The organism is Mesorhizobium sp. B2-6-2, from assembly GCF_006440615.1.
In the GTDB taxonomy this organism is placed as follows: Bacteria; Pseudomonadota; Alphaproteobacteria; order Rhizobiales; family Rhizobiaceae; genus Mesorhizobium.
This window is the reverse complement of record NZ_VFUG01000005.1, coordinates 217,297-239,971: the sequence shown is the minus strand read 5'-3', so window position 1 is coordinate 239,971 and position 22,675 is coordinate 217,297. Positions and strand designations below refer to the sequence as shown.

The following is a 22,675-nucleotide window of genomic DNA, read 5'->3' as shown; positions in this document are numbered from 1 at the left end:
ACCGATGCGGCGTTTCCTAAAGGCAACGCTGCTCTTGTTTTTCGTGCTGATCCCGGCCGCCCACGCATTCGCCGATCCGCCGCAGTCGAAGTCGGCCGCCAAGCGCCTGATTTCGCGCGTCTGCGATCTGATCGAGACCCAGGCTCAACAGAACGGCCTGCCCAAGGATTTCTTCGCCCGGCTGATCTGGAAGGAGAGCCGCTTCGATCCGGGCGCGGTGAGCCCGGTCGGCGCCGAAGGCATCGCGCAATTCATGCCGGGCACCGCGAAGATGCGCGGGCTCGCCGATCCCTTCGACATCGGGCAGGCCATCCCGGCCTCGGCGAAATATCTCGCCGAGATGAAGGTCAGCTACGGCAATCTCGGGCTCGCGGCCGCGGCCTACAATGCCGGCGAGAACCGCGTGTCGCGCTGGCTGAGCTCGGGCGGCTTCCTGCCGATGGAGACGGAAAGCTATGTCTTCGACGTCATGGGCGAGCCCGTCGACAAGTTCTCGGACAAGTCCTATGCCGGCACCGTCCAGCCGCTCGACCCGAAGATGAGCTTCGCGGTTGCCTGCCGCAGGCTGCCGGTGATCATGTCGCGGACCGTCGCCATGGCTTCGATCAACGTGAAGCCGTGGGGCGTGCAGGTGGCGGGCAATTTCCGCCGCTCGGCGGCGATAGGCCAATGGCTGCGGGTCAGGGGCCGGTTCCCGGCCTTGCTCGCCAGCCGTGATCCGGTGGTGAGCCGGGTTCGCACGCCGATCGGCCGGCGCGGCATCTACGCGGTCAGGATCGGCGCCGACTCGCGCGGCGAGGCCAACGGTATCTGCGACAAGCTGCAAAGCGTCGGCGGCGCCTGCATGGTGTTGCGCAACCGGTAGCTCGCATCGCAAAGAAATTCGGAAACGCTGGCGGGACAGCGCCCCCCTCTGTCCTGCCGGACATCTCCCCCACAAGGGGGGAGATTGGCCGTCACGTTTGCTTTCGCCAATCTCCATCGGACGGGCGAAGCGCCGGAACTGCTGATCTCCTCCAAGTGGGGAGATGCCCGGCAGGGCAGAGGGGGGCGCGAAGGAACTCGGCGGCGGCCGATGGCCACCATACAGCTGCCGGCCTACGCCGTCTTCGCCGCCACCGTCTCGCTGAGCCAGGTGCCGATCTTGGCGCCGAGGCGGTCGGGCGAGACCGGTTTCGGCAGATAGTCGTCCATGCCTGCCTCGATGCATTTTTCACGGTCGCCCTTGAGCGCATGCGCGGTGACGCCGATGATCGGCGTGTGGTCGCCGTTCTGCGCTTCGATGGCGCGGATGGCGCGGGTCGCCTCATAGCCGTTCATCTCCGGCATGGAGACGTCCATCAACACCAGGCGCGGGCGCAACGAGCGGTACATCTCGACCGCGGTCCGGCCATTGCCGGCGATGCGGTAGCTGAGGCCCAAACCATTGAGGATCTGGCCGAAGACCAGCTGGTTCACGTCATTGTCCTCGGCGATCAGGATATCGATCGGGCCGCTCGGCGCGGCGGTCGATTCCGGTGCTGCCGGGACCGGGACGGCCGGGCCGCGGATGACGGTGAAGGCCGGCGGGGCCGCCTGGGCCGCGACCGGCTCGCGCACGAAATGCGCCTTGGCGCCTTGCGTGCGCGCCTTCTGGATGGCGGCGATCACGGTGCCCAGCAGCACCGCCGAACGCGCCGGCTTGGTGAGATGCGCGACGATGCCAAAATCGATCACCATTCTGCCGAAATCGACCTGGTCGACCGAGGTGAGCAGCACGACTGGGATGGAGGAGAGGCGGCTGTCGGCGGCGATGGCTCTGGCGACATCGGCGCCGTTCATGCCGGGCATCTGGTAATCGAGGATGATGCAGTCGACCGAGGCTCCGAGCTGGCGGGCGCGGTCGAGGAAGGCGAGGCCGACCGCGCCGCTTTCGGCGGCCGCGCAGTCGAAGCTCCAGCTTCTCAGCTGCTCCAGCAGGATATCGCGGTTGACCGGATTGTCGTCGATGACCAGCACACGGGCGCCGGTGACGTCGACCGGCACCAGCTCGTCGCGCGCCTGTTGGTCATGCGCCGGCAGCGGGACGGCAAACCAGAACACGGAACCGCGGCCGATCTCGCTTTCGACGCCGATCTTGCCGCCCATCAGGTCGACAAGCCGGGCGCCGATCGCGAGGCCAAGGCCGGTGCCTTCATGGCGGCGGGTCGAGGAGCCGTCGACCTGGGCGAATTTCTCGAACACGCTTTGCAGTTTTTCGGCTGGAATGCCGATGCCGGTGTCCTCGACGCGGACCTTGAGCTGGACCACACCGTCGACGACGTCGCCGCCGACGTCGATCAGGACATGGCCCTTTTCGGTGAACTTCACTGCGTTGCCGAGCAGGTTGGTGACGATCTGGCGGAAGCGCCCGGCGTCGCCGACGACGAAGGCCGGCAGGCGCGGGTCGACGCGCACGATGAGCTCAAGGTTCTTTTCGGCAACGCGCGCCGACACCAGCGTCGCCACATCCTCGACCGCCTCCGCCAGGCGGAAGGGGGCGGGGTCGAGCGTCAGCTGACCGGCATTGATCTTCGAGAAATCGAGGATGTCGTTGATGATGGTGAGCAGCGCGTTGCCGGATTTGACGATGACGTCGGTGAAGGTCTTCTGGCGCGGCGTCAGCTCCGTCTTGGCAAGCAACTCCGCCATGCCGAGCACGCCGTTCATCGGCGTGCGGATCTCATGGCTCATATTGGCGAGGAATTCGGATTTGGCGCGGTCGGCGGCCTCGGCCTTGAACAAAGATGCGGCGGTCTCGGCGAAGGCGCGGCGGATCGCATTCTCCATCGGCCGGAAGATCAGAAACGCCGCGATTGCGAGCACGGCGAACAGCAGGCCGCTCGCCCACAGGAGGAGCCGGTCGCTGGAAGCATCGGCGAGGCGGCGCTCCTCGTCGAGCGCGGTGCGCACCTTCACCAGCATCGGCTGGGCGAAAAGGTCGTTCTGGTTGCGGATCTCGCGGTAGCTCCACTCGTCGACCTTCTGGGCGACCGCCATCAGGTTGAAGTTGCGCACCATGTCGCGCGCCGACCAGAACAGGTCGTCATTGACCGAAGCGGTGTCCAGCGCGTTGACGGTGTTGTTCGACAGGCGAGGCCTGATCGCGGCGAGTTGACCGTTCAGGATCCCGATCTCGCCCATCAGGCGTTCGGAATGGCCGCGCGCGGCGGTCGCCAACGCATCGCGCGTCTCGCTGCGCCAGGCGGTGCCGGTGGTCTCGGCGAAATTGGTGGCGTTGCGCAGGTCGCGGGCGAAGATGACGAAATTGCCGCTGAGAGCATCGACCTCGTGGCGGTACGAATTCACACGATTGAGCGCGAACATGACGGCGGCCGAAGCCAGCGCGAAGACAAGCAATCCTGAAATGTAGCGGATCCGGATCGACCGGAGGAAGGAAGAATATTCCGGCATGCGCAACCCCAACACATACGCACAATTTTAATGGTCGGGATTACGCTTGATTTACATTAAGATTTCGTTGGAGGGAGGGTGGCCTTGTAGCAGCTTCTGATACAAAGGCGACGTATCGCTGTCCGTAACAGACAGGTTGAGCGCGCTGGACTTCCGGACAGCGCCTCGAAACCGGACGGCAGATCGTCAATCCGATGTATCGGAGAGAATCCCGTTTCCCTTGCGCAGCGTGATCCGGCGTCGAGGATGCTCGTCTCTCGCGGCTTGAAAAATGGCGCGGGCAAGCTGGGCCGTAGCGGCGCGTGCGAGGACCCGTTCGATGATCTCATGGGTGTCGGCCCGCCAGAGTTCGATACGATAGGGCAGCGCTTCAGCCGAACGGGAAGAATTGGCGCTCCGTGTCATAGACAGGCCTCTGCCTAATTCGTCGGGCCGTTCCATCTCGAAACGAAATTGTTCTTGTGCCGCAAGGTGACGTAGCGATCCGGATGCTCACGCGTCGCTGCATAATAGGCAGCGTAGCCGATACTGGCATTTGCCGTGACAGCGAGGACTTGTTCGACACCATTCTTGGCGGCGTTCCACAATTCGACCCTATACGGGAGTTCGTCGTGCTCGGCAGAGCCGGGTTCGCGAGAGACGGGATTCTCCTCGTCATCTCCAGGCTCGTTTTCCGGAGCAAAGCTGTACAAATGGCCCGGGTTTCCGAGATTGGCTGCGAGAGCGGATGAATATGTCGCCATTGGTCCAAGCTTGTTGCTATGCGGGATAGGCACGCCTATGTTGCAAACGTGTCACCGGACGAACTGCTTAATGCGAGCGTAGCGCGGGTTCGACAATGCCACTGACCCCAGCCGACGCGCAACATCTTTCCGACAGCCGGCGCCTCGAACTCTTCATCGACGCTGTTGCCGATTACGCGATCTACACCCTCGATGCGGATGGCTTCATCACCAGCTGGAATGCCGGCGCCGAAAAGATAGAAGGCTACGCGGCTTCGGAAGTTCTGGGGCAGCATTTCTCCCGATTTTTCACAGTCGAAGATCAGGCGAATGGGGTCCCGAGCAGGATGCTTGCCGCGGCAAAGGCGGAGGGAAGATACGAGGCCGAAGGATGGCGGGTGCGCAAGGACGGAACCAGGTTCTGGTCGAGCGGCCTTGTTCAACGGGTACTGGACCGCAACGGCGTTCTTTTGGGTTACGCGAAGATCACGCGAGACATCACGGAGCGCGTCGCCGCGCATGAGTCGCTGCTGCAGAGCGAGCGGCGCTTCCGCATCCTTGTCGACGGCGTGACCGACTATGCCATCTACACGCTCGATCCAAGCGGCATGGTCACCAATTGGAACGCTGGCGCCGAGCGGCTGAAAGGCTACGCTGCCGAGGAAATCGTGGGCCAGCATTTTTCCAAATTCTACACCCGTGAAGAACGCGCAAAAGGCACGCCGCTCCGTGTCCTCGAAGCAGCCGTGCAGAACGGGCGATATGAAGGCGAGGGTTGGCGCGTACGCAAGGACGGCAGCCGTTTCTGGGCATCGATAGTCGTCACCCCGATCCACAATGACGCAGGCCAGCTCGAAGGATTCGCCAAGATCACGCGCGACATCACCGAACGCCGTGCGGCGCACGAAGCCTTGCGTCAAAGCGAGCGCCAGTTCCGCCTTCTGGTGGGCGGCGTGACCGACTATGCGCTTTACATGCTTGATCCAAATGGGCTGGTGACCAGTTGGAATGCCGGTGCGGAGCGCATCAAGGGCTATGCGGCCGAGGAAATCATCGGTCAGCACTTCTCTCGGTTTTACACGGAGCACGACCGCGCCGCCGGTTTACCTGGCCGCGCGCTCTACACGGCAACACGGGATGGACGCTTCGAGACCGAGGGCCATCGCGTCCGTAAGGACGGGACGCTGTTCTGGGCGAATGTCGTGATCGATCCGATCCGCGACGAGCGGGGAGAGCTGATCGGTTTCGCCAAGATCACGCGCGACATTACCGATCGACGCGATGCTGAGATCGCACTCCGGCAGGCGCAAGCGCAACGCGTTCATACGCAGAAAATGGATGCGCTCGGCCAACTGACCGGCAGCATCGTGCATGATTTCAACAACCTCCTGACGGTGGTCGAAAGCTATGTTCGCCTGGGCAAGAAAGTCGGCGCCGATCCCGAAATGAAGCGGGCGACCGAATCCGTGGAACTTGCGCTCCAGCGCGGCGCCGCATTGACACGCCAGTTGCTGGCCTTCTCGCGCAAGCAGGCTGCCCGCGCCGAGGTCGTCTCGCTGGCAGAGCGAGTGGAAGCCGTCCGCGCAATGATAGCGGGCTCCATGCGCAAATCGGTGAAATTGGTCGCCGCTGTCGGACCCGAAACCTGGCCAGTCAAGGTCGACCCCGGCGAACTGGAGCTTGGTCTCGTCAACATTGCCTTCAACGCGCGGGACGCCATGCCCGACGGTGGCCTGGTAACGATAACGGCGGAGAACGTGCTGTTGTCGAGCGAGGACAACGCAGCCGGCCAGCAAGGTGAATTCGTCGCGTTGCGGGTCACCGACACAGGCATCGGCATTGCGCCAGACGTGCTTCCGCAGGTTTTCGAACCGTTCTTCACGACCAAAGGGCCCGAGAAGGGTACAGGCCTCGGCCTCGCCCAGGTCTACGGTTTCGCGCAGCAGTCCGGCGGCGCGGTCACGATTGACAGCGAAGTCGGCAAGGGCACGACGGTGAAGATCTATCTGCCCCGGGCCGATATGGCAGTCGCCGTGCAGAGCGCGGAGTCGGAACAGCCGGCCAGCGCAAATGTGGTGCCGTTGAGGACAAGGGGCCGTTTTGCCGGTGATCAAGACTGATGACGTCGCCTCAGAGGCTATGAGGTGACGACGAGAGAGCGGTATCGGGCGGCCACGACCGCAATGATCGCTAGGTGAAGCAGGATCGCGAGAGCTGCGCCGATCAATTGCGGGACAAGACCTTCCGTCCTGCCGATCATCCAGATCGTGACGACGCTCAGCGGCAAAAACAAAATGACGCTGGTGACGAGGCCGGGATTGTATTTGCCGAGCCGCGCCGATGTGACGAGGTGCGCAAGCGCGTTCACGATCATGACATAGGGGGCAACCAGGCCCCAGGCGGGTCCCCACAGGAACGCCGCATAAAGAGCCAGCAGATTGATGCCCCAGACAAATGGTAGGTTGATGACGAGAACCGAGGCGACGGTAAGGGCGTCACGGCCGCCGAAGACATTTTCGTTCGCGAATTTGCGGAATCGGTCGCCGGCGTGCTCTTCGACCTGGTGGACCATGTAAAACGGGCTGTGCAGGAAGATCAGGAACACCGGCAGTGGAAGCGATACGACCGGCGCGGCCGCTATGAGCGATGCTGCCATGAACCCTGCGCCCACGACCCAATAGTCGGCTAGCCAGCGTTGCAGCTTAAGCATTGGTTCCCCGCCTCCTCAGTCAGCGATCCTGCACGAATGGACGCGCATCGCCAGAACTATTCAAGTGCGTGGACGCCGTGGCGCTACGTGTCGGATATTGACTGCCGCGACCGCCCCTGAGACAGTCAATGGAAGATGCGCGCCTCCAAAACTTGGCACCCCGCTGGCTCGGCCACCCGTTGCGGCGTCTGGCCTTTCGCCATTGATCAGAGGTGGAACGCGAGCATGAGAAGCGGCCGTGAGCGAACCTATACAGCGGATAATTGAGACCAACGGCATCCGCCTCAATGTCGCGGAGCAGGGGGAAGGGCCGGTGGTGCTTTTGTGCCATGGCTTCCCCGAATCCTGGTATTCCTGGCGGCATCAGCTGGGCGCGCTCGCAGCGGCGGGCTTCCGTGCCGTCGCCCCCGACATGCGAGGCTACGGCAAGAGCGACCGGCCGGAAGCGATCGACCAGTACACGCTCTTTCATCTGGTCGGCGACATGGTGGGTCTTCTCGACGCCCTCGATGTCCCCAGCTCCGTCATCGTCGGCCACGACTGGGGTGCGGTGGTGGCCTGGCATGCCGCGCTGCTACGGCCGGACCGCTTCCATGCCGTCGTCGGCCTCAGCGTGCCGTTCCGGCCGCGCGGCAATGCGCGTCCGACCAGCCTCATGCCGCGAACGGCGGAGTCCCAGTTCTACCAGCTCTATTTCCAGCAACCCGGCATTGCCGAGGCGGAGCTGGAACGGGACCCGCGGGCCACGGTGCGCGCCATACTTTACGCGGTCTCGGGAGACGCTTCGGACGGCGGTGCCAGAATTGCCATGGTCCCGCACGGCGGAGGCCTCCTGCAAGCCGCCGAGGTTCCTGCAAGTCTGCCGCACTGGCTCAGCGAAAGCGACAGCAATTTCTACGCCGGCGAGTTCCAGCGCACCGGCTTTGCCGGAGGTCTCAACTGGTACCGCAACATCGACCGGAACTGGGAACTGATGGCGCCCTTTGCCGGCGCGCGGATCAAGGTTCCCGCTCTCTACGCAGCGGGCGACCGCGACCTTGTGGTCGCCTTCCCCGGCATGGATCAACTGTTGGCCAATCTCAGGAACTTCGTCCCGCAAATCCGCGATACGCTGATGCTGCCCGGCTGCGGGCACTGGACCCAGCAGGAGCGCCCGGACGAGGTCAACGCCGCGATGATCGATTTCCTGCGGAGCTTGCCGAACCGGGGCTGATCCAAGGGAAAGCGAGTATCGGCTCCGACACGGAAAGTTGGGCGTGCCGCTCGGCAAGCGACTCGCCCGGTTCAAGTCAGGCACTATCCTCGGCCCGGTAGGCGTCGGGAAGAATGAAGACCTCGTCGGCGCGGCCATAGCCTCCGTCGGGAACTTCTTCGATCAGCACCATAGTGTAGGGGCGTACAGCTTCGCCGAAATAGTCGACGAACTTCTGCGTGGCCTTGTGGACGAGGTCTTCCTTCTGCGCCTTTGTGAGGGCGGCCTCGGGGCATCTTGAAGTTGGCAAAGGGCATTCCAGGTTCCTTCCGGTGGATTTCACGGCTCTGGATGAAGGGCCGGGGAGGCGTCGGCGGCCGGACCGATGATGTCCGTTCGTTGTCCTGGAGCGGATATAGGCTGCTGCGGATGCCGGATAATCACCCGGCCATCGACAGCAGTATTCGAACATTGCGAACAATCGGAGCTGTTGTCGGCTTCGGCAATTGCCGCCCGCCGCGCCACCGTTCAGTTGCTGCGCGTCGCCACGAAGGTCGCCGCTTGCTTGAGCAGCTCAGCCCGCTCGCCATAGGGCTCGAGCAGCGCATGCGCCTGTTCGATGAGGCCGTGGAGCTGACCGCGCGCCCAGTCTGGTCCGTGCAGTGCTGCCAGCGTCGCCTTGCCGGCGGCCGCATCCTTGTTCGTCGCCTTGCCCATCTGCTTTGCGTCGGCGGTCAGGTCGAGCAGGTCGTCGGCGAGCTGGAAGGCAAGGCCGATCGCCGAGCCGAACTCCGCCAGCCGCTCGCGGTCGGCAGCAGGCGCGCCGGCGACGATCGCGCCGGCCTCGCAGGCGAAGCGTATCAGCGCGCCGGTCTTCATCGCCTGCAGCGTGATGATGCCCGCCTCGTCCGGCCGTTCGCGCTCGGCTTCCAGGTCCAGCATCTGGCCGCCGACCATGCCGCCGGCACCGGCCGCACGAGCAAGGGCGAGAACCAGGGTGGCGCGGCGCTCCGCCGACAGCAGCGTCGCGTCGTCGGCGACGAGGTCGAAGGCCAAGGTCAGCAACGCGTCGCCGGCGAGGATCGCGGTCGCCTCATCGAAGGCCCTGTGCACCGTCGGCTGGCCGCGCCTCAAATCGTCGTCGTCCATGGAAGGCAGGTCGTCATGGATGAGCGAGTAGCAATGCACGCATTCGAGCGCTGCGGCGACGCGCAGCGCCGCCTCGCTCTCGGCCGAAAACAGCGCGGCGCTTTCCATGACCAGAAAAGGCCGCAGCCGCTTGCCGCCATTGAGCACGCCATGGCGCATGGCCGCCATGAGGCGCTCAGGTCGCATGATCTCACTGGTGAGCGGACGCGCGTCGAGGATCCGCCGCAGCTCGGTCTCGACCGCAGCGGCGCGCATGAAAAGCGCGGATTCGAAGGCGATCTGGTCGTCTTTGCCCATGGCCGGGAGCGGTAGCCGACACTCAGACATTGCGCAAGCAGGCTCGCGCCTTTATGCCGGAGGAGGCGAGGCACGGGTGGGACGGCTTGACGGAACCGATCGTCGAATATGAAAGCGAAGGGCTGGACATGGCGCGACGTCGGCGCCTGAACCGCGCCGGTCTCAAGCGGCTTGGCCGGCGTTGCCTGGTCGTGGCGCTCGTGCTGGCGGTCATACCGGTCGTGCTCACCTTCCTTTATCTGCCACCCTTCGTGCATCCGGTCTCGACGCTGATGCTGAAGGACCTCGTGACTTTTTCCGGCTACGACCGGCGCTGGGTTTCGATCGATGACGTGGCGCCGGTGCTGGCGCATTCGGTGATCATGTCGGAGGACGGGCAGTTCTGCTTTCATCGCGGCGTCGATCTGGGCGAGTTGCGCGGCGTGGTCGACGACGCGCTGGCCGGCGAGGCGACGCGCGGCGCCTCCACCATCACCATGCAGACGGTGAAGAACCTTTTTCTGTGGTCGCGGCCATTGGGCAGCGTGCGCAAGGTGGTCGAGCTGCCCCTGGCCGTCTATTTCGATGCTGTGATGTCGAAGCGGCGGATCATGGAAATCTATCTCAACATCGCCGAATGGGGGCCGGGCATCTACGGCATCGAGGCCGCCGCCAGGCATCATTTCGGCGTCTCTGCCAAGCAATTGTCGCGCCGGCAGGCGGCGCTGCTTGCCGTCAGCCTGCCCAACCCGATCGCGCGCAATCCCGCCAGGCCGGGGCCGGGCCTGCGGCGGCTGGCCTCGCTGATCGAGCGGCGCGCGAGCCGATCAGGCGCCTATGTCGGCTGCCTTGACTAGGACGAAGCGGCGCCGGCTCAAAAAAATTTGCGCCGGCGCTGGCCAAAACGGCGCAGGGCGTGTATAGGCACCCGACTTTCTCAGATTATGGCCTCGATGCGGCCCTTTCGCGAGGGTTGCCGGGGCATTTTGACCATGTAGTGGAGCATATCCATGGCCGTTCCAAAAAGAAAAACCTCTCCGTCGAAGCGCGGCATGCGCCGCTCGGCCGACGCGCTCAAGGCCCCGACCTATGTCGAGGACAAGAATTCCGGCGAAATGCGCCGCCCGCATCACATCGACCTGAAGACCGGCATGTATCGCGGCCGCCAAGTTCTTGAGCCGAAGGAAAGCTGAGAAGCTTCCGCGGTTCGTGACGTTTCAAAAGACCGGCCTTTGGCCGGTCTTTTTGCGTGCGGCCCTCGGTTGAGGGAGACCTGGGCCTCGCAGGCCGCAGAAAAGCCGGACAACCGGCTGACATTGTTATTTCATTAGGTCTTAGAGCGTGTTCGCCGCCGCCGGCGAAAAGCCTTGACGGCGCGCCTGCCGCGGATTTTACAAAGGGGTGCCCCATTGGAGTCGCCCAGATGTTCGGTGCCATCCCGCTGCTGATCGTGCCCTTCGTCCTCTACAATCTCGGCCTGCTCGGATTGTTCGGCGGCGGCGACGATCCCTGGACGACCGAGATGTTCTCCTTCCGCATGATGTCGGGCGGCGTGTTCTCGATGACGCTCGGTGGCCTGATGGTGCTGATCGGCCTGATCTTCCTGTTCGTCGAGATCTCAAAATCGGTGCGCACCACCAACGCCTCGATCCTCGATCATCTTTTGTCGACGCTGGTCTTCATCGCCTTCCTAGTCGAATTCCTGCTGGTGAAAGGCGCGGCGCATTCCGTCTTCTTCACGCTGATGGTCATCGCGCTGTTCGACGTGCTGGCCGGCTTCTCGGTGTCGATGCGGTCGGCCAGCCGGGATATCAATTTGAATTAGGTCTTCCAATGTCGTCATTCCATGGTCTGCGCGCGTCGCTTCGCTCCTTGCTCCGCCATAGAATGACGATGCGAGGAACATTCCGGCTAATCTCCAAAACCCCCGATACGAAAGCGGTCAATCCACAGTAGCCTCAGCTTTTCGTGCGACCACTTCCTCGTAGGCAGCGCGCAGTTGCTGGCGCACGGTCGGCGTGCCCGACGGCGACTTGGATGGTGCGCCCAGATGCTCGTGACGCAGTTCGTCCATGAATTGGTCCCATAGCGGCGGACCGCCCTTTTCGAGCAGCTCGGCTCGGATCGACAATTCTTCCGTAACCGGCAGCCAGACGCGTCCCCAGGCCCCGAGCTGCGCCATGATCGGCACCAGCGTGATCGCCATCTCGGTCAGGCTGTAGATCGCCTTCTGCTTGTGACTGGGGTCGTCGGCCTTGGTCAGCAGACCGAGCTCCATCAGCCGCTTCAGCCGGTCGGCCAGGATGTTGGAGGCAATGCCTTCCAGCGAGCCGTTGAGCAACTCGCGAAAATGGCGCCTGCCGCCAAAGATCATGTCGCGCAGGATGATCAGGCTCCAGCGGTCGCCAAAGACCTCGAGCGACAGATTGATCGGGCAGCCGGATCGATGCTCGGCGGTCATAACGATCTCCAAAAACCAGTTGCATTATGATATCGGTTTTATTATCGTGCAACCAATTGCAAAATGCAAGCGGAATGGGGGAGCAGATGACCACCGCAGCGCAGCGCCCCGACATCGTTTCGGAAAGCTTCGGCAGTCCGAAAGATCCAGCGATCCTTTTGATCATGGGCGCCATGGCTTCGATGCTGTGGTGGCCCGAATCCTTTTGCCGGCAGCTTGCCGGGCGCGGCCGCTTCGTTATCCGCTACGACAACCGCGACACGGGCCTATCGACCAAATATCCGCCGGGCGCGCCGCCCTACACATTCGAGGACATGGTGGACGACGCCATGCGCGTGCTCGACGACCATGGCGTCGCCAAGGCGCATGTCGCCGGCATGTCGATGGGCGGCATGCTCGCGCAAAGCCTGGCGCTGAAATATCCCGAACGCGTCAGCGCCCTTACCGTGATCTCCTGCTCGCCGCTTGGCGTCGATACGTCCGGCCTGCCCGGAACGACCGAGGCCTACAAGCAGCACTCGGCCCAAGGCGGCAATGTCGACTGGTCGAATCGGGAGCAGGTGATCGACTTCATGGTCAAGGACGCCCGTGCGATTGCCAGCACTCGCCATCCGTTCGACGAGGGGCGGACGCGCAAGATGATCGAGGAGGACTACGGCCGTTCCGGTGGGCTGGCCAGCGCGACCAATCATTTCCTGCTCAAGGGCGGCGGCCCGCAGCGGACGGTGCGGGATCTTCGCGTGCCGCTGCTCGTCATCCACGGCACTGCCGATCCGCTCTTCCCGATCGAGCATGGCCAAGCTCTGGCTGGGGCCATTCCCGGCGCGAGGCTGGTCAAGATCGAAGGCGGTGGCCACGAACTGCATCGCAACGACTGGCCACAGATCGTCGAAGCCATCGCCGCACACGGCTAGCGCCGGCAAGACGCCGGCTTCACCGTCGTCGACCTCGGCGATGAAGCTTCGCGCGCGGCCTTCCTGAAGGTGTCGCCGACCGGCAAGATGCCAGCGCTGCATGACGACGCGGCGCAGCCCTGCAGACGGCGCCTTCTGAGCGGCATGCATTGATGGCCAGGGACTATTCTCCCGGCGCCGTTTCCCAGAACTGATCGAGCCAGATGTTGAGCCTGAGGAAGCCGGCGCTGCTGACGGTATAGACGCGCCTCGTGCCTTCGGGCTTGGCATTGACCAGGCCGGCGTCCAGCAGGACCTTCAGATGCTGGGAAACCGCTGGGCGTGAGACGGGCAATCCGGCCGCCAATTCGTTCACCGTCTTCGGGCCGCGCCGGAGTTCTTCCAAGAGATGGCGCCGGTTGGGATCGGCTATCGCCATAAAGGCGTCAGAAAACATCATGCCTTTATTTGTGAGGCAAAGTCTCGCGAATCTCAACTATCGGTTTCAACCTTTCTGCGCGGATCGAGCCGCGTGGCCTCGGGCGTGACCGCGCGGTCCGCGGGCTGCGTCTTGAAGGCATCGCGGTCTTCGATCGGCACCGGCGCGCGGGCGCGGATGCGGAGCAGCGTGTAACCGGCAAGGCTGAGATGCGCGAGCGCGGTTGCCAGGAAAAGCCCCTCCGGACGCACCGCGCCCATCAAGGCCGCGGCCAAAAGCGGGCCGATCATCGTGCCAAAGCCGTAGAGCAAGAGCAGACCGCCCGAAACCTTGACGAAGTCCTCGGAGCGGGCGTGGTCGTTGGCATGCGCGACGGCGATCGAATAGAGCGTGTAGGCAAAAGCGCCATAGGCGGCGGTCATCACGATGATGAAGACGCCCGAACGCGGTGCGATCAGGAAGATCAGCATCGCGACCAGGGCTGCGCCGAAGGCCGCGCCGGCCAGCACGAAGCGCCGGTCGGTTGTATCCGACAGGCGCCCGGCCGGTAGCTGCATGGCGGCACCGGAAATGACCACCAGGCTCATCATCAGCGCGATCTCGGCGGTCGATATGCCGACGCGCGCGCCATAGACGGCGCCCAACGTGCCCCAGGCACCGTTGGCGATGCCGATCAGCAGACAAGCCACCGCCGATACCGGCGAGTTGGCGTAAAGGCCTTTGACGTCGAGCTTGACGTCCTGCAGGGGCTTGGGATGCGACTGCGTCGACACGGCCGTCGGAATGAGCGACAGGCAAAACAGGATGCCGGTGATCATGAACAGCGAGGCCGACCGAACATCGCCGCCGGCGACGATCATCTGGCCGCCCATGATCGAGGCATAGGTGACCATCATATAGAGGCCGAAGACGGTGCCGCGGTTCTCGTTGGTGGCCTTCTCGTTAAGCCAGCTCTCGATCACCATGAAAGCGCCGGCCATGGTGAAGCCGGTGAAGGCGCGCAAAAGGATCCAGACATATTCGTCGATGATGAGGCCGGTGAGCAGCGCGACGATCGCGCCCGACGCGGCGAAGGCGCCGAAAGCCCTGACATGGCCGGCGCGGCGCACGAGACGCGGTGCGAAGAAGCAGCCGGCGACGAAGCCGCCGGCCCAGGCCGTGCCCATCAGGCCGAGCGATGCGGTCGAAAAGCCTTCCACCTGGCCGCGCAGCGGCAGGAGCAGACCGTGCAGGCCGGATGCGGCGAGCAGGAACGCAGTGCCGCGCAGCAGCGAGAGGATCGGTCTGTAGGTTGCAAACATCGCTTGATCCGGGTTCGAGACGCAGGGCCTGAAGACAGATGTAATCGGGCTTTTCGGCGGCGAGCGAGCACGCCGAACAATTTATCCGCGGCGGAACAGCGACTCGGCGGCGGATTTGGTGGCGCCCTTGGCGCTGCGCTCGGCTTCCAGCCTGGCGATCTCGTCGCGCAGCAAAGCGATGCGCTCGGACAATTCGTCGACGGACAGCAAAGACAGGTCCTGGCCGATCTCGTGCGGGCGCTGCTTTTTCCTGGGTTCGTCGTCGAAGATCGCCATCCGTCGCTCCTCTCTTACTCGGCCATTTGCCTGATTTGGCAATCGGCATACATAGAGCAATTCCGGGAAAAGTGCGTAGCGGTTTTCCGTCCGGAATGGCGTAGGAACAAAGAGTTGGAGCAGGTTGCCGCTTCTTCAAGCGCCGAACTGCTCCAGGCAGGGGCGCCGATGCAAACGGGCGGCGATAGACCGGGATACAGGGAGAACACAATATCATGGCAGACGGACAGAAGATTCCCGCGACGATGACGGCCATCGCGATCTCGCAACCGGGTGGGCCAAGGGTGCTCAAGCCGGAAACGCGCGACGTGCCGGTGCCCGGCCCCGGCGAAGTGCTGATCCGGGTGCACGCGGCCGGCGTCAACCGGCCGGACGTCCAGCAGCGCAAGGGCGCCTATCCGCCGCCGCCCGGTGCATCCGATTTGCCCGGCCTCGAAGCGTCAGGCGAAATCGCGGCGCTCGGCGACGAGATATCGCGCTGGCGCATCGGCGACCGGGTCTGCGCGCTGACGCCGGGCGGCGGCTATGCCGAATATGTCAAGGTTCATGCCGGCAGCGTGCTGCCGCTGCCGGCGGGTTTCACGCATTCGGAAGCCGCCGCGGTTCCGGAAAACTACTTCACCGTCTGGCACAATGTATTCGAGCGCGGCGGCCTGAAGAAAGGCGAGACGCTGCTTGTCCATGGCGGTTCGTCCGGCATCGGCACCACCGCCATCCAGCTCGCCTCGGCTTTCGGCGCCACTGTGATCACCACCGCCGGCAGCAAGGAGAAATGCGACGCCTGCCTGAAGCTCGGCGCCGGCCGGGCGGTCAACTACCGCGAGGAGGATTTCGTCGCCGCCGTGAAGGATGCGACCGATGGCAAGGGCGCCGACGTCATCCTCGACATGGTCGGCGGCGATTATGTCGGGCGCAATTACGATGCCGCGGCCGTCGAAGGGCGCATCGTGCAGATCGCGGTGCAGGCCGGCGCCGTGGCCAGCGCGGACTTCTCCAAGATCATGGTGAAGCGGCTGACCCACACCGGCTCGACGCTTCGCCCGCGCACCGTCGAGTTCAAGGCGGCGATCGCAACCGCGCTCGAGGCGCAGGTGTGGCCACTGCTCGGCACCCGCAAGGTGGCGCCCGTGATGGACATGATCTTTCCGCTGACCGAAGCCTGGCGGGCGCACGAGCGGATGGAAGAGGGCGAGCATATCGGCAAGATCGTCCTCGACGTGGAGTAGGATGGATCGTTATTCAGGTGAGGCCGGCCTGCAAATGCCGGGCTTCTGTGCTTCCGGTGCTCACGTGGTTTCCAGCTGCCGCATGTCCTGATCGGAAAACCGGAAAACCACTTTTCCGGGACATGCGGAAGTACGCTCCGCTCCGGTTCTCGAAGTCCACCATTTTCGACTCGGCCTGACCTGAATCTCGACCCATCCTGGCGTCGGCGCGTGTCCCCGTTCCAAGCTGAACGAAACCTTAATGCTGCATTGCACAAAACGCATTGCGGCCATGCAAAAGCGTCCGTTCAATTTGTGGGCAGGAGTGCCTATTTACGCGGCATCAAACGATTTGACCAAACGACTGGAGAACCATCATGAACCCGATCAGTGCTTTCCGTAAGTGGCGCATGTACAACGAGACCGTGCGCGAGTTGAACAAGCTCAATGCCCGCCAGCTTAGCGACCTCGGCATCAACCGGGCCGACATCGAGCGTATCGCCCGCCAGGCGGTGTAATCAGACGCAGCCCGGCCTCGCGGTCGGGCTGCGACATGCAAGCCAGAGCCGTCGAGACGCTTGCTTGTTTCCGGTTCCAAACCCGCTGGACCTCGTCCAGCGGGTTTTGTCTTTTTAGGGCCTTGATCGGCCCTTCCCAAAAAACATTGCGAAAATTGGAGGGAGCGTTTATACAGGCCGCGAATTTCCCATTTTGGTGGCTCTAAAACCACCGCCCGCGCGGGAACGCGGGCGAACGAGAAGGATTTTTGATATGGCCAATTCGCTGCTGATGCCCAAGGCGACCGCCGTCTGGCTGGTCGACAACACCGCGCTCTCCTTCGAGCAGATCGCGCAGTTCTGCGGGCTGCATCCGCTGGAGGTCAAGGCGATCGCCGACGGCGAGTCGGCCCAAGGCATCAAGGGCATGGACCCGATCATCACCGGTCAGCTGACGCGCGACGAGATCGCGCGCGGCGAGAAGGACATCAACCACCGGCTGAAGTTGTCGGAGCCGAAGGTGCGGGTGCCGGAATCGAAGCGCAAGGGCCCGCGCTACACGCCTTTGTCGAAGCGCCAGGATCGGCCGAACGCCATCTTGTGGCTGGTGCGCAACCATCCCGAGCTCAAGGATGCGCAGATTGCCCGTCTCGTAGGCACCACCAAGTCGACGATCGAGCAGATCCGCGAGCGCAAGCACTGGAACTCGGCCAATCTGCAGCCGATGGATCCGGTGACGCTTGGCCTCACCTCGCAGATCGACCTGGACCTTGAGGTCAACCGCGCCTCGCGCGGCCGCGAGCCGGCGCAGCCCGTCGGCGACACGCTGCTGCCCGCCGCGCTCACCGAACGGCTGGTGCCGGCGCCGGAGAAGCCGAAGGATGAGGACCAGGAGCTCGATGCCAACGCCGTCTTCGCCAAGCTTTCGGCGCTCAAGTCGAAGGACAAGGACGAAGACGAGGAATGAGCGCTCTTACCTTCTCCCCTTGTGGGAGAAGGTGGATCGGCGCGATAGCGCCGAGACGGATGAGGGGTGTTCCAGCGGAGTGAGACGTCGGCGTTCCCTGGAACACCCCTCATCCGGCCGCTTCGCGGCCACCTTCTCCCACAAGGGGAGAAGGAGAAAAGCGCAAGTCACGTCCGCGCGGCGCGGTCGGGCGCCATGCCGTAATCCTCTGAGCGCTCGACGGCCCGGTAGAAATCGGCGAGCTGCTTGCCCCGTTCCGGCTTGAAGATGCGACCGGCAATGACGACCGAGGCGATGCGGTCGATGCGGAAGGCGCGGAAATCGTCGCGCATCTCGCACCAGGCGACCAGGGTCCAGACCTTGCCCCAGAACCACAGGCCGAGCGGCCTGATGTCGCGCGCGGTGCCGCGGCCGGCTTCGTCGGAATAGTCGATGGTCAGCACCTGGCGCTTCTCGATGGCGCGCTCGATCAGGTCGATCGCTTCCCGCGCGGCGTCGCTTACCACCCACATCGGCGTATGGATCTCGGTGCGGGCGATGCGGTCCTTCTCGGTGTCGGGCAGCACGGCGCCGATCTTGACCAGCGCCTCGTCGGCGGCCCTCGCCATTGTGGCACCGCCGAAGGCGCGCACCATGCGGGCGCCGGCAACCAGCGCCACGATCTCGTCACGTGTGAACATCAGCGGGGGAAGGTCGAATCCCTCCCGCATCATGTAGCCGACGCCCGCTTCGCCATCGATCGGCACGCCGGTCGACTGCAGGTCGGCTATGTCACGGTAAATGGTGCGTTCGGAAACCTCGAGCCATGCGCCGAGCTTCTGCGCGGTGACCAGCCGGCCGCCCCGCAAATGCTGCACGATCTGGAAAAGCCTGTCAGCACGACGCATCGCTAGATCCCCCGAGGATATGACTTAAGCCCTTCGCGCGTGCGCTGCGCGGCAACGAATTTCGCACCGAAGGACAATCTGCCCGCGGTCGGCGCCAGCATCGACTGGCCCTGGACGACATCACCGGCCGTGGGCAGCGACGGCTTGATGCCGATGATGCTCGGCGTGCTCAGCCTGCCGTTCCAGCTTTTCACCATACGCGGATCACTCCGGATCGTTGGTTGACGTTCGTTGCTGTCAGGATCGAAGCCGCTCCAATTACCGCATGCCTCCTGACAACATACTGTCAGGAGACTGCGGCGAAACTACCCGCGAACAAGGCTCTTTCCCTGAACTCAACATTACTGGCCGCATTACATCTGGGCGCTACTGCGCTCCAATCCAAGTCGCGGCGCAAAATTTCAGTTTTCACGCACGCGGCCCTGGTAAAGGTCCGGCCAGCCGATGTCCTTGCGGATGTCCGCCGGCAAGGTGTTCAGGAAACGCTGGGTGCGAATCTCGTTGCGCACGGTGCGAATCCTGCCAACATAGTGCTGCACACTACGCAGAATTGTAAAACCGTTCATGACCTCACTCCTCTCTTTTTGATGAGAAGAGTATCTGACACCCCTCCTGACAGCAGTCTGTCAGGAGGTTGGCAGGGCACCGAGGAAGACGGTGCGGTGCCGCTCGCAGCGTTCGAATAGGCCCTATTTCTGTCAGGAATGCTCCGCCCGAGGGTGCGCTCGAGAACAGCTTTGACAGTCGCCATCGATGCTGGTCAAAGGCGGCATGACGAAACTGTTTGCCCTTGTCATCTGCGGCATCATGCTGATCCAGGTCATCAAGCCGCTGGGCTGGCCGGGGCTGAAGCGGCGCGGCGATTTCTGGAAACTGGCGCTGCTTGCGATGGCCGCTATCTCGCTGGCGGCGGTGCTTGGGCACTGGGCGTAGGCCTGCCCATATTCGGGGAGGACGGCCCGCGAGTGGCGCGTGCTGCCGTTCACGCGCAGCAGTCCGGCCGGTCCTTGTCTTTGTCCCGATATTCGTCATGCAGGCGCACCCAGTCCATCAGGTTGTGATAGGGACCCGTCTCGCCGCGGCCCTTCGGCGTCATGTCGAGATAATGATAGGCGCCGATCAGCGCGTCGCCGCCGCGGGCGCGCGACATGAAGGTGAGGAAGATGTCGCCGCACTCGTTGCGATAGAAGATGCTGGTGCCGGGCAGGTCTTTCGACCGCAACGGGCGCTTCTCGAAATTATAGGTGGTTTCGCCCGCCGCGATCTGCCTGTCGGTGAAGGAGACCTGCAGGTCGAAGTTGAAATCGGACGCATAAGACGACACCCAGTCGAACTTCCAGCCCATGCGCTGCTTGTAAGGCAGGATTTCGGCCAGCGGCGCACGCGAGACGACGACCAGCGAGACGTCATGATGCTTCAGGTGCCGGTTGGCGCCGTCGATGTGGTCGGCGAGGAACGAGCAGCCCTCGCAGCGGTGGTCGGAGCCCGGCGCCATCATGAAATGATAGACGATGAGCTGGCTCTTGCCGGCGAACAACTCGGCAAGATGCTTCGGCCCCGCTTCGCTCTCGAAAACATAATCCTTGCGCAGCTTGAACCAGGGCAGTTGCCGCCGCTCCGCGGCGATAAGCTCGCGGAACTTCGTCAGCTCCTTCTCGCGCTCGAGATGCTTGCGATGCGCTTCGAACCAGTCTTCGCGCGAAACCACGGCGTTGCGATGCATGACCATCTCCTGTCCTCTCCTGCCAAGGACGTTCGACATCGGCGCGATCCGACATGGTCGATAGCGGTCGGCGCCTCACAAGTGGGAACGCGGCCCGCAAAAAGCAAAACCCGGGCTGCCGGCCCGGGTTTTCATGCACGGCTCCGGGATGGCGTCAGGCGGCCTTTTCCAGCGCCGGTTGCCATTTTCCGAGCGCCGCCAGATGGTTCATATGGGCGCGGTGAGTGAAGGCAGCCTGGCCGGCAGCAACGTTCGAGGCCTTGCCGCTCCATGCCTTCTGCGGCGCGGCCTGCAGCGCGCGGCCATAGGAGAAGGTCAGTTTCCAAGGATGCGGGCCGATGGCGTTGAGGGCATTGAGGTTGGCGGTCGCCTCCTCGTCGTCCTGGCCGCCGGAGAGGAAGGCAATGCCGGACACTGCCGACGGCACCACCTCGCGGAACAGCTTTATCGTCTTCTCGGCGATTTCCTCCGGGCTGTCGGTCTTGCCGGATTTCTTGCCGGAGATGACCATGTTCGGCTTCAGGATCGAGCCTTCCAGCATGACGCGGGCCGCGTAAAGCTCGTCGTAGAGCTTGATCAGCGTCGCCTTGGAGACGTCATAGCAGGTGTCGATCGAATGCGCCCCGTCCATCAGCACTTCCGGCTCGACGATCGGCACGATGCCGGCCTCCTGGCAGAGTGCGGCATAGCGGGCCAAAGCGTGGGTGTTCGAGGCGATCGAATTGGCCGACGGCACACCCTTGCCGGTGTCGATATCGATCACCGCGCGCCATTTGGCGAAGCGGGCGCCGAGCTTGTAATAGTCGGCGAGCCGCTCGCGCAGCCCGTCCAGGCCCTCGGTGATGGTGTCGCCGGGAAAGCCGGCCAGCGGCTTGGCGCCGAGATCAACCTTGATGCCGGGAATGGCGCCGGCGGCCTTGATGATGTCGACGAGCGGCGTGCCGTCGGCGGCCTGCTGGCGAATGGTCTCGTCATAGAGAATGACGCCGGAGATGTATTTTGACATCGCCTCCTTGGACCGAAACATCATCTCGCGATAGTCGCGCCGGTTATCGGCGGTGGATTCAACGCCGATAACGTCAAAACGCTTCTTGATCGTACCGGAGCTCTCATCGGCGGCCAAAAGGCCCTTGCCGCCGCTCACCATCGCGGCGGCGATATCTTCGAGACGTTCGCTCATGGGTGCTCTCCTACGTGCGTTTATTCCGCGCCAGCAGAACACTACCGCCAAAGGAATGACGCCGGAAAGCTAGAATCGATCGAAAGCCGCGCGGGCTTTGCCTGGGCTCGGATGTCTACCGCTTCAGCACCTCGACGCCGGGCAGCGGCTTGCCTTCCATCCATTCGAGGAACGCGCCGCCGGCGGTCGAGACATAGGTGAAATCGCCGGCGACGCCGGCATGGTTGAGCGCGGCCACCGTGTCGCCGCCGCCGGCGACCGACACCAGCTTGCCTTGCTTGGTGCGGGCAGCGGCATGCTTTGCCGCGGCCACGGTAGCGCGGTCGAAGGGCTCGATCTCGAAGGCGCCGAGCGGGCCATTCCAGACCAGCGTCGCGGCGCGGTCGATCCAGTCGCTGACGCTCTGCACGGTCTTTGCGCCAACATCGAGGATCATGCCGTCGGCCGGCACGTCCGAGATGGCGACGATCTCGCTGGGTGCACCCGCCTTGAATTCCTTGGCGACCACCCCGTCGGCGGGCAGGATGATGGCGCAGCCGGCCTCCGCCGCCTCGATCATGATCTGCTTGGCGGTGCCGGCGAGGTCATGCTCGCAGAGCGATTTGCCGACAGCGGTGCCGCGCGCGGCAAGAAAGGTGTTGGCCATGCCGCCGCCGATCACGAGCGCATCGACCTTCTTCACCAGGTTCATCAAAAGGTCGATCTTGGTCGAGACCTTGGCGCCGCCGACGATGGCCACCACCGGACGTACCGGATCGCCGAGGCCCTTTTCCAGCGCGTCGAGCTCGGCCTGCATGGTGCGGCCGGCATAGGCCGGCAGAAGATGCGCGAGGCCTTCGGTCGAGGCATGCGCGCGGTGCGCGGCGGAAAAGGCGTCGTTGACATAGATGTCGCCATTAGCGGCGAGCTGTTCGGTGAAGGCCGGCTCGTTTTTCTCCTCGGCCTTGTGGAAGCGGGTGTTCTCGAGCAGCAGGACGTCGCCGTCCTTCATCGCCGCGACGGCTTCCGCGGCCTTTGCGCCGATGCAGTCGGCGGCGAAACCGACCGGCCGGCCGAGAACGTCAGCCGTGGCCCTGGCGATAGGCTCAAGCGAGAATTCGGCCGATGGGCCGTCCTTGGGGCGGCCGAAATGCGCAAGCAGGATGACCTTGGCGCCCTTTTTCGAGAGCTCGGCGATGGTAGGCGCAATGCGCTCGATGCGGGTGGCGTCGGTCACCTTGCCGTCGGCGACGGGAACGTTGAGGTCGACGCGGACCAAGACGCGCTTGCCGCTGACGGCGCCGATATCATCGAGTGTCTTGAAGCCGGCCATGGTCGTTCCTTCCTAGTGCCTTGACGCAATCCGGACGGGAAAACCGCCCACAC

General features: G+C 63.7%; 27 protein-coding genes and 1 pseudogene. 12 read left to right on the top strand and 16 right to left on the bottom strand.

Annotated elements, in window-relative coordinates:
- The first annotated feature begins 4 nt into the window (after positions 1-4).
- Positions 5-865, top strand: a complete 861-nt coding sequence (locus FJ419_RS13680; RefSeq protein ID WP_140693244.1) for a lytic transglycosylase domain-containing protein — start codon at positions 5-7, stop codon at positions 863-865.
- 233 nt (positions 866-1,098) lie between these two features.
- Here FJ419_RS13680 and FJ419_RS13675 read toward each other — a convergent pair whose 3' ends face one another.
- The 3 genes from FJ419_RS13675 to FJ419_RS13665 all read right to left on the bottom strand — a co-directional run bounded on the left by FJ419_RS13675 (position 1,099) and on the right by FJ419_RS13665 (position 4,175).
- Positions 1,099-3,432 (bottom strand): response regulator, encoded by a 2,334-nt coding sequence (locus FJ419_RS13675; protein ID WP_140693240.1) that lies wholly within the window; start codon positions 3,430-3,432, stop codon positions 1,099-1,101.
- Positions 3,433-3,618: 186 nt separating this feature from the next.
- Positions 3,619-3,837, bottom strand: a complete 219-nt coding sequence (locus tag FJ419_RS13670) for a hypothetical protein (RefSeq protein WP_140693237.1) — start codon at positions 3,835-3,837, stop codon at positions 3,619-3,621.
- 14 nt (positions 3,838-3,851) lie between these two features.
- A complete protein-coding gene (locus FJ419_RS13665) occupies positions 3,852-4,175 on the bottom strand; it encodes a hypothetical protein (protein WP_140693234.1) in 324 nt (107 codons plus the stop codon).
- 95 nt (positions 4,176-4,270) lie between these two features.
- Between FJ419_RS13665 and FJ419_RS13660 the strand changes: the two genes are divergently transcribed.
- Positions 4,271-6,274 carry a PAS domain-containing sensor histidine kinase gene (locus FJ419_RS13660; protein ID WP_140693231.1) on the top strand — a complete coding sequence of 668 codons (2,004 nt, stop codon included), beginning with the start codon at positions 4,271-4,273 and terminating at the stop codon, positions 6,272-6,274.
- A 17-nt stretch (positions 6,275-6,291) separates the two neighbouring features.
- On the opposite strand, the gene FJ419_RS13655 is transcribed toward FJ419_RS13660, so the two are convergent.
- Entirely contained in the window at positions 6,292-6,864 is a 573-nt protein-coding gene (locus tag FJ419_RS13655; protein WP_140693226.1) for an HXXEE domain-containing protein, read from the bottom strand.
- Positions 6,865-7,102: 238 nt separating this feature from the next.
- On the opposite strand from FJ419_RS13655, the gene FJ419_RS13650 reads away from it, so the two are divergent.
- Complete coding sequence (locus FJ419_RS13650) at positions 7,103-8,077, top strand: alpha/beta hydrolase (RefSeq protein WP_140693221.1); 975 nt, start codon at positions 7,103-7,105, stop codon at positions 8,075-8,077.
- 76 nt (positions 8,078-8,153) lie between these two features.
- On the opposite strand, the gene FJ419_RS31170 is transcribed toward FJ419_RS13650, so the two are convergent.
- Together FJ419_RS31170 and FJ419_RS13640 are read right to left on the bottom strand one after the other, a co-directional pair.
- Complete coding sequence (locus tag FJ419_RS31170) at positions 8,154-8,366, bottom strand: tautomerase family protein (protein ID WP_246679203.1); 213 nt, start codon at positions 8,364-8,366, stop codon at positions 8,154-8,156.
- A gap of 218 nt (positions 8,367-8,584) precedes the next feature.
- The gene (locus FJ419_RS13640; RefSeq protein WP_246679207.1) at positions 8,585-9,460 is read right to left on the bottom strand and encodes a polyprenyl synthetase family protein; all 876 of its coding nucleotides are present in this window, start codon (positions 9,458-9,460) and stop codon (positions 8,585-8,587) included.
- 170 nt (positions 9,461-9,630) lie between these two features.
- On the opposite strand from FJ419_RS13640, the gene FJ419_RS13635 reads away from it, so the two are divergent.
- From FJ419_RS13635 to FJ419_RS13625, 3 genes are all read left to right on the top strand, one after another.
- The gene (locus tag FJ419_RS13635) at positions 9,631-10,338 is read left to right on the top strand and encodes a transglycosylase domain-containing protein (RefSeq protein WP_181170695.1); all 708 of its coding nucleotides are present in this window, start codon (positions 9,631-9,633) and stop codon (positions 10,336-10,338) included.
- A gap of 153 nt (positions 10,339-10,491) precedes the next feature.
- The gene (gene rpmF, locus FJ419_RS13630; protein ID WP_006203806.1) at positions 10,492-10,674 is read left to right on the top strand and encodes a 50S ribosomal protein L32; all 183 of its coding nucleotides are present in this window, start codon (positions 10,492-10,494) and stop codon (positions 10,672-10,674) included.
- Positions 10,675-10,904: 230 nt separating this feature from the next.
- Positions 10,905-11,306, top strand: coding sequence for a hypothetical protein (locus FJ419_RS13625; RefSeq protein WP_140545089.1), 402 nt, complete (start codon positions 10,905-10,907; stop codon positions 11,304-11,306).
- Positions 11,307-11,423: 117 nt separating this feature from the next.
- Here FJ419_RS13625 and FJ419_RS13620 read toward each other — a convergent pair whose 3' ends face one another.
- Positions 11,424-11,942 carry a helix-turn-helix domain-containing protein gene (locus FJ419_RS13620; protein ID WP_140693203.1) on the bottom strand — a complete coding sequence of 173 codons (519 nt, stop codon included), beginning with the start codon at positions 11,940-11,942 and terminating at the stop codon, positions 11,424-11,426.
- An 86-nt stretch (positions 11,943-12,028) separates the two neighbouring features.
- Here FJ419_RS13620 and FJ419_RS13615 point away from each other — a divergent pair, with 86 nt between their 5' ends.
- Together FJ419_RS13615 and FJ419_RS31165 are read left to right on the top strand one after the other, a co-directional pair.
- On the top strand, positions 12,029-12,856 hold the full coding sequence (locus FJ419_RS13615; RefSeq protein WP_140693198.1) for an alpha/beta hydrolase: 828 nt from the start codon (positions 12,029-12,031) through the stop codon (positions 12,854-12,856).
- Positions 12,857-12,880: 24 nt separating this feature from the next.
- A pseudogene (locus FJ419_RS31165) lies at positions 12,881-12,967 on the top strand (glutathione S-transferase family protein); the annotation flags it as partial.
- 52 nt (positions 12,968-13,019) lie between these two features.
- On the opposite strand, the gene FJ419_RS13605 reads toward FJ419_RS31165, so the two are convergent.
- The 3 genes from FJ419_RS13605 to FJ419_RS13595 form a co-directional block, all read right to left on the bottom strand.
- Positions 13,020-13,295, bottom strand: coding sequence for a metalloregulator ArsR/SmtB family transcription factor (locus FJ419_RS13605; RefSeq protein ID WP_140545095.1), 276 nt, complete (start codon positions 13,293-13,295; stop codon positions 13,020-13,022).
- Between the two features lie 32 nt (positions 13,296-13,327).
- The gene (locus tag FJ419_RS13600; RefSeq protein WP_140693195.1) at positions 13,328-14,575 is read right to left on the bottom strand and encodes an MFS transporter; all 1,248 of its coding nucleotides are present in this window, start codon (positions 14,573-14,575) and stop codon (positions 13,328-13,330) included.
- 81 nt (positions 14,576-14,656) lie between these two features.
- On the bottom strand, positions 14,657-14,851 hold the full coding sequence (locus tag FJ419_RS13595) for a DUF1192 domain-containing protein (RefSeq protein ID WP_140693186.1): 195 nt from the start codon (positions 14,849-14,851) through the stop codon (positions 14,657-14,659).
- A gap of 215 nt (positions 14,852-15,066) precedes the next feature.
- Here FJ419_RS13595 and FJ419_RS13590 point away from each other — a divergent pair, with 215 nt between their 5' ends.
- From FJ419_RS13590 to FJ419_RS13580, 3 genes are all read left to right on the top strand, one after another.
- Positions 15,067-16,077 (top strand): NAD(P)H-quinone oxidoreductase, encoded by a 1,011-nt coding sequence (locus tag FJ419_RS13590; RefSeq protein ID WP_140693170.1) that lies wholly within the window; start codon positions 15,067-15,069, stop codon positions 16,075-16,077.
- A 356-nt stretch (positions 16,078-16,433) separates the two neighbouring features.
- On the top strand, positions 16,434-16,574 hold the full coding sequence (locus FJ419_RS13585; protein ID WP_095767350.1) for a DUF1127 domain-containing protein: 141 nt from the start codon (positions 16,434-16,436) through the stop codon (positions 16,572-16,574).
- Positions 16,575-16,827: 253 nt separating this feature from the next.
- Positions 16,828-17,520: a DUF1013 domain-containing protein gene (locus FJ419_RS13580; protein WP_140545101.1), complete on the top strand. Its 693-nt coding sequence runs from the start codon at positions 16,828-16,830 to the stop codon at positions 17,518-17,520.
- 167 nt (positions 17,521-17,687) lie between these two features.
- Here the strand turns inward: FJ419_RS13580 and FJ419_RS13575 are convergent, their stop codons facing one another.
- The 3 genes from FJ419_RS13575 to FJ419_RS13565 form a co-directional block, all read right to left on the bottom strand.
- Positions 17,688-18,407: a YafY family protein gene (locus tag FJ419_RS13575; RefSeq protein ID WP_095767352.1), complete on the bottom strand. Its 720-nt coding sequence runs from the start codon at positions 18,405-18,407 to the stop codon at positions 17,688-17,690.
- Positions 18,408-18,409: 2 nt separating this feature from the next.
- Positions 18,410-18,604 carry a hypothetical protein gene (locus FJ419_RS13570; RefSeq protein WP_140693154.1) on the bottom strand — a complete coding sequence of 65 codons (195 nt, stop codon included), beginning with the start codon at positions 18,602-18,604 and terminating at the stop codon, positions 18,410-18,412.
- A gap of 204 nt (positions 18,605-18,808) precedes the next feature.
- Positions 18,809-18,973, bottom strand: a complete 165-nt coding sequence (locus tag FJ419_RS13565; RefSeq protein ID WP_095767353.1) for a hypothetical protein — start codon at positions 18,971-18,973, stop codon at positions 18,809-18,811.
- A 205-nt stretch (positions 18,974-19,178) separates the two neighbouring features.
- Between FJ419_RS13565 and FJ419_RS13560 the strand changes: the two genes are divergently transcribed.
- Positions 19,179-19,340 (top strand): hypothetical protein, encoded by a 162-nt coding sequence (locus tag FJ419_RS13560; RefSeq protein ID WP_140633199.1) that lies wholly within the window; start codon positions 19,179-19,181, stop codon positions 19,338-19,340.
- Positions 19,341-19,389: 49 nt separating this feature from the next.
- Here the strand turns inward: FJ419_RS13560 and FJ419_RS13555 are convergent, their stop codons facing one another.
- The 3 genes from FJ419_RS13555 to FJ419_RS13545 all read right to left on the bottom strand — a co-directional run bounded on the left by FJ419_RS13555 (position 19,390) and on the right by FJ419_RS13545 (position 22,622).
- Positions 19,390-20,130, bottom strand: a complete 741-nt coding sequence (locus FJ419_RS13555; protein ID WP_140693138.1) for a thioredoxin family protein — start codon at positions 20,128-20,130, stop codon at positions 19,390-19,392.
- Positions 20,131-20,284: 154 nt separating this feature from the next.
- Positions 20,285-21,310, bottom strand: a complete 1,026-nt coding sequence (locus tag FJ419_RS13550) for a class I fructose-bisphosphate aldolase (protein WP_140693121.1) — start codon at positions 21,308-21,310, stop codon at positions 20,285-20,287.
- 115 nt (positions 21,311-21,425) lie between these two features.
- Positions 21,426-22,622 (bottom strand): phosphoglycerate kinase, encoded by a 1,197-nt coding sequence (locus FJ419_RS13545; protein WP_140693105.1) that lies wholly within the window; start codon positions 22,620-22,622, stop codon positions 21,426-21,428.
- Positions 22,623-22,675 lie beyond the last annotated feature (53 nt).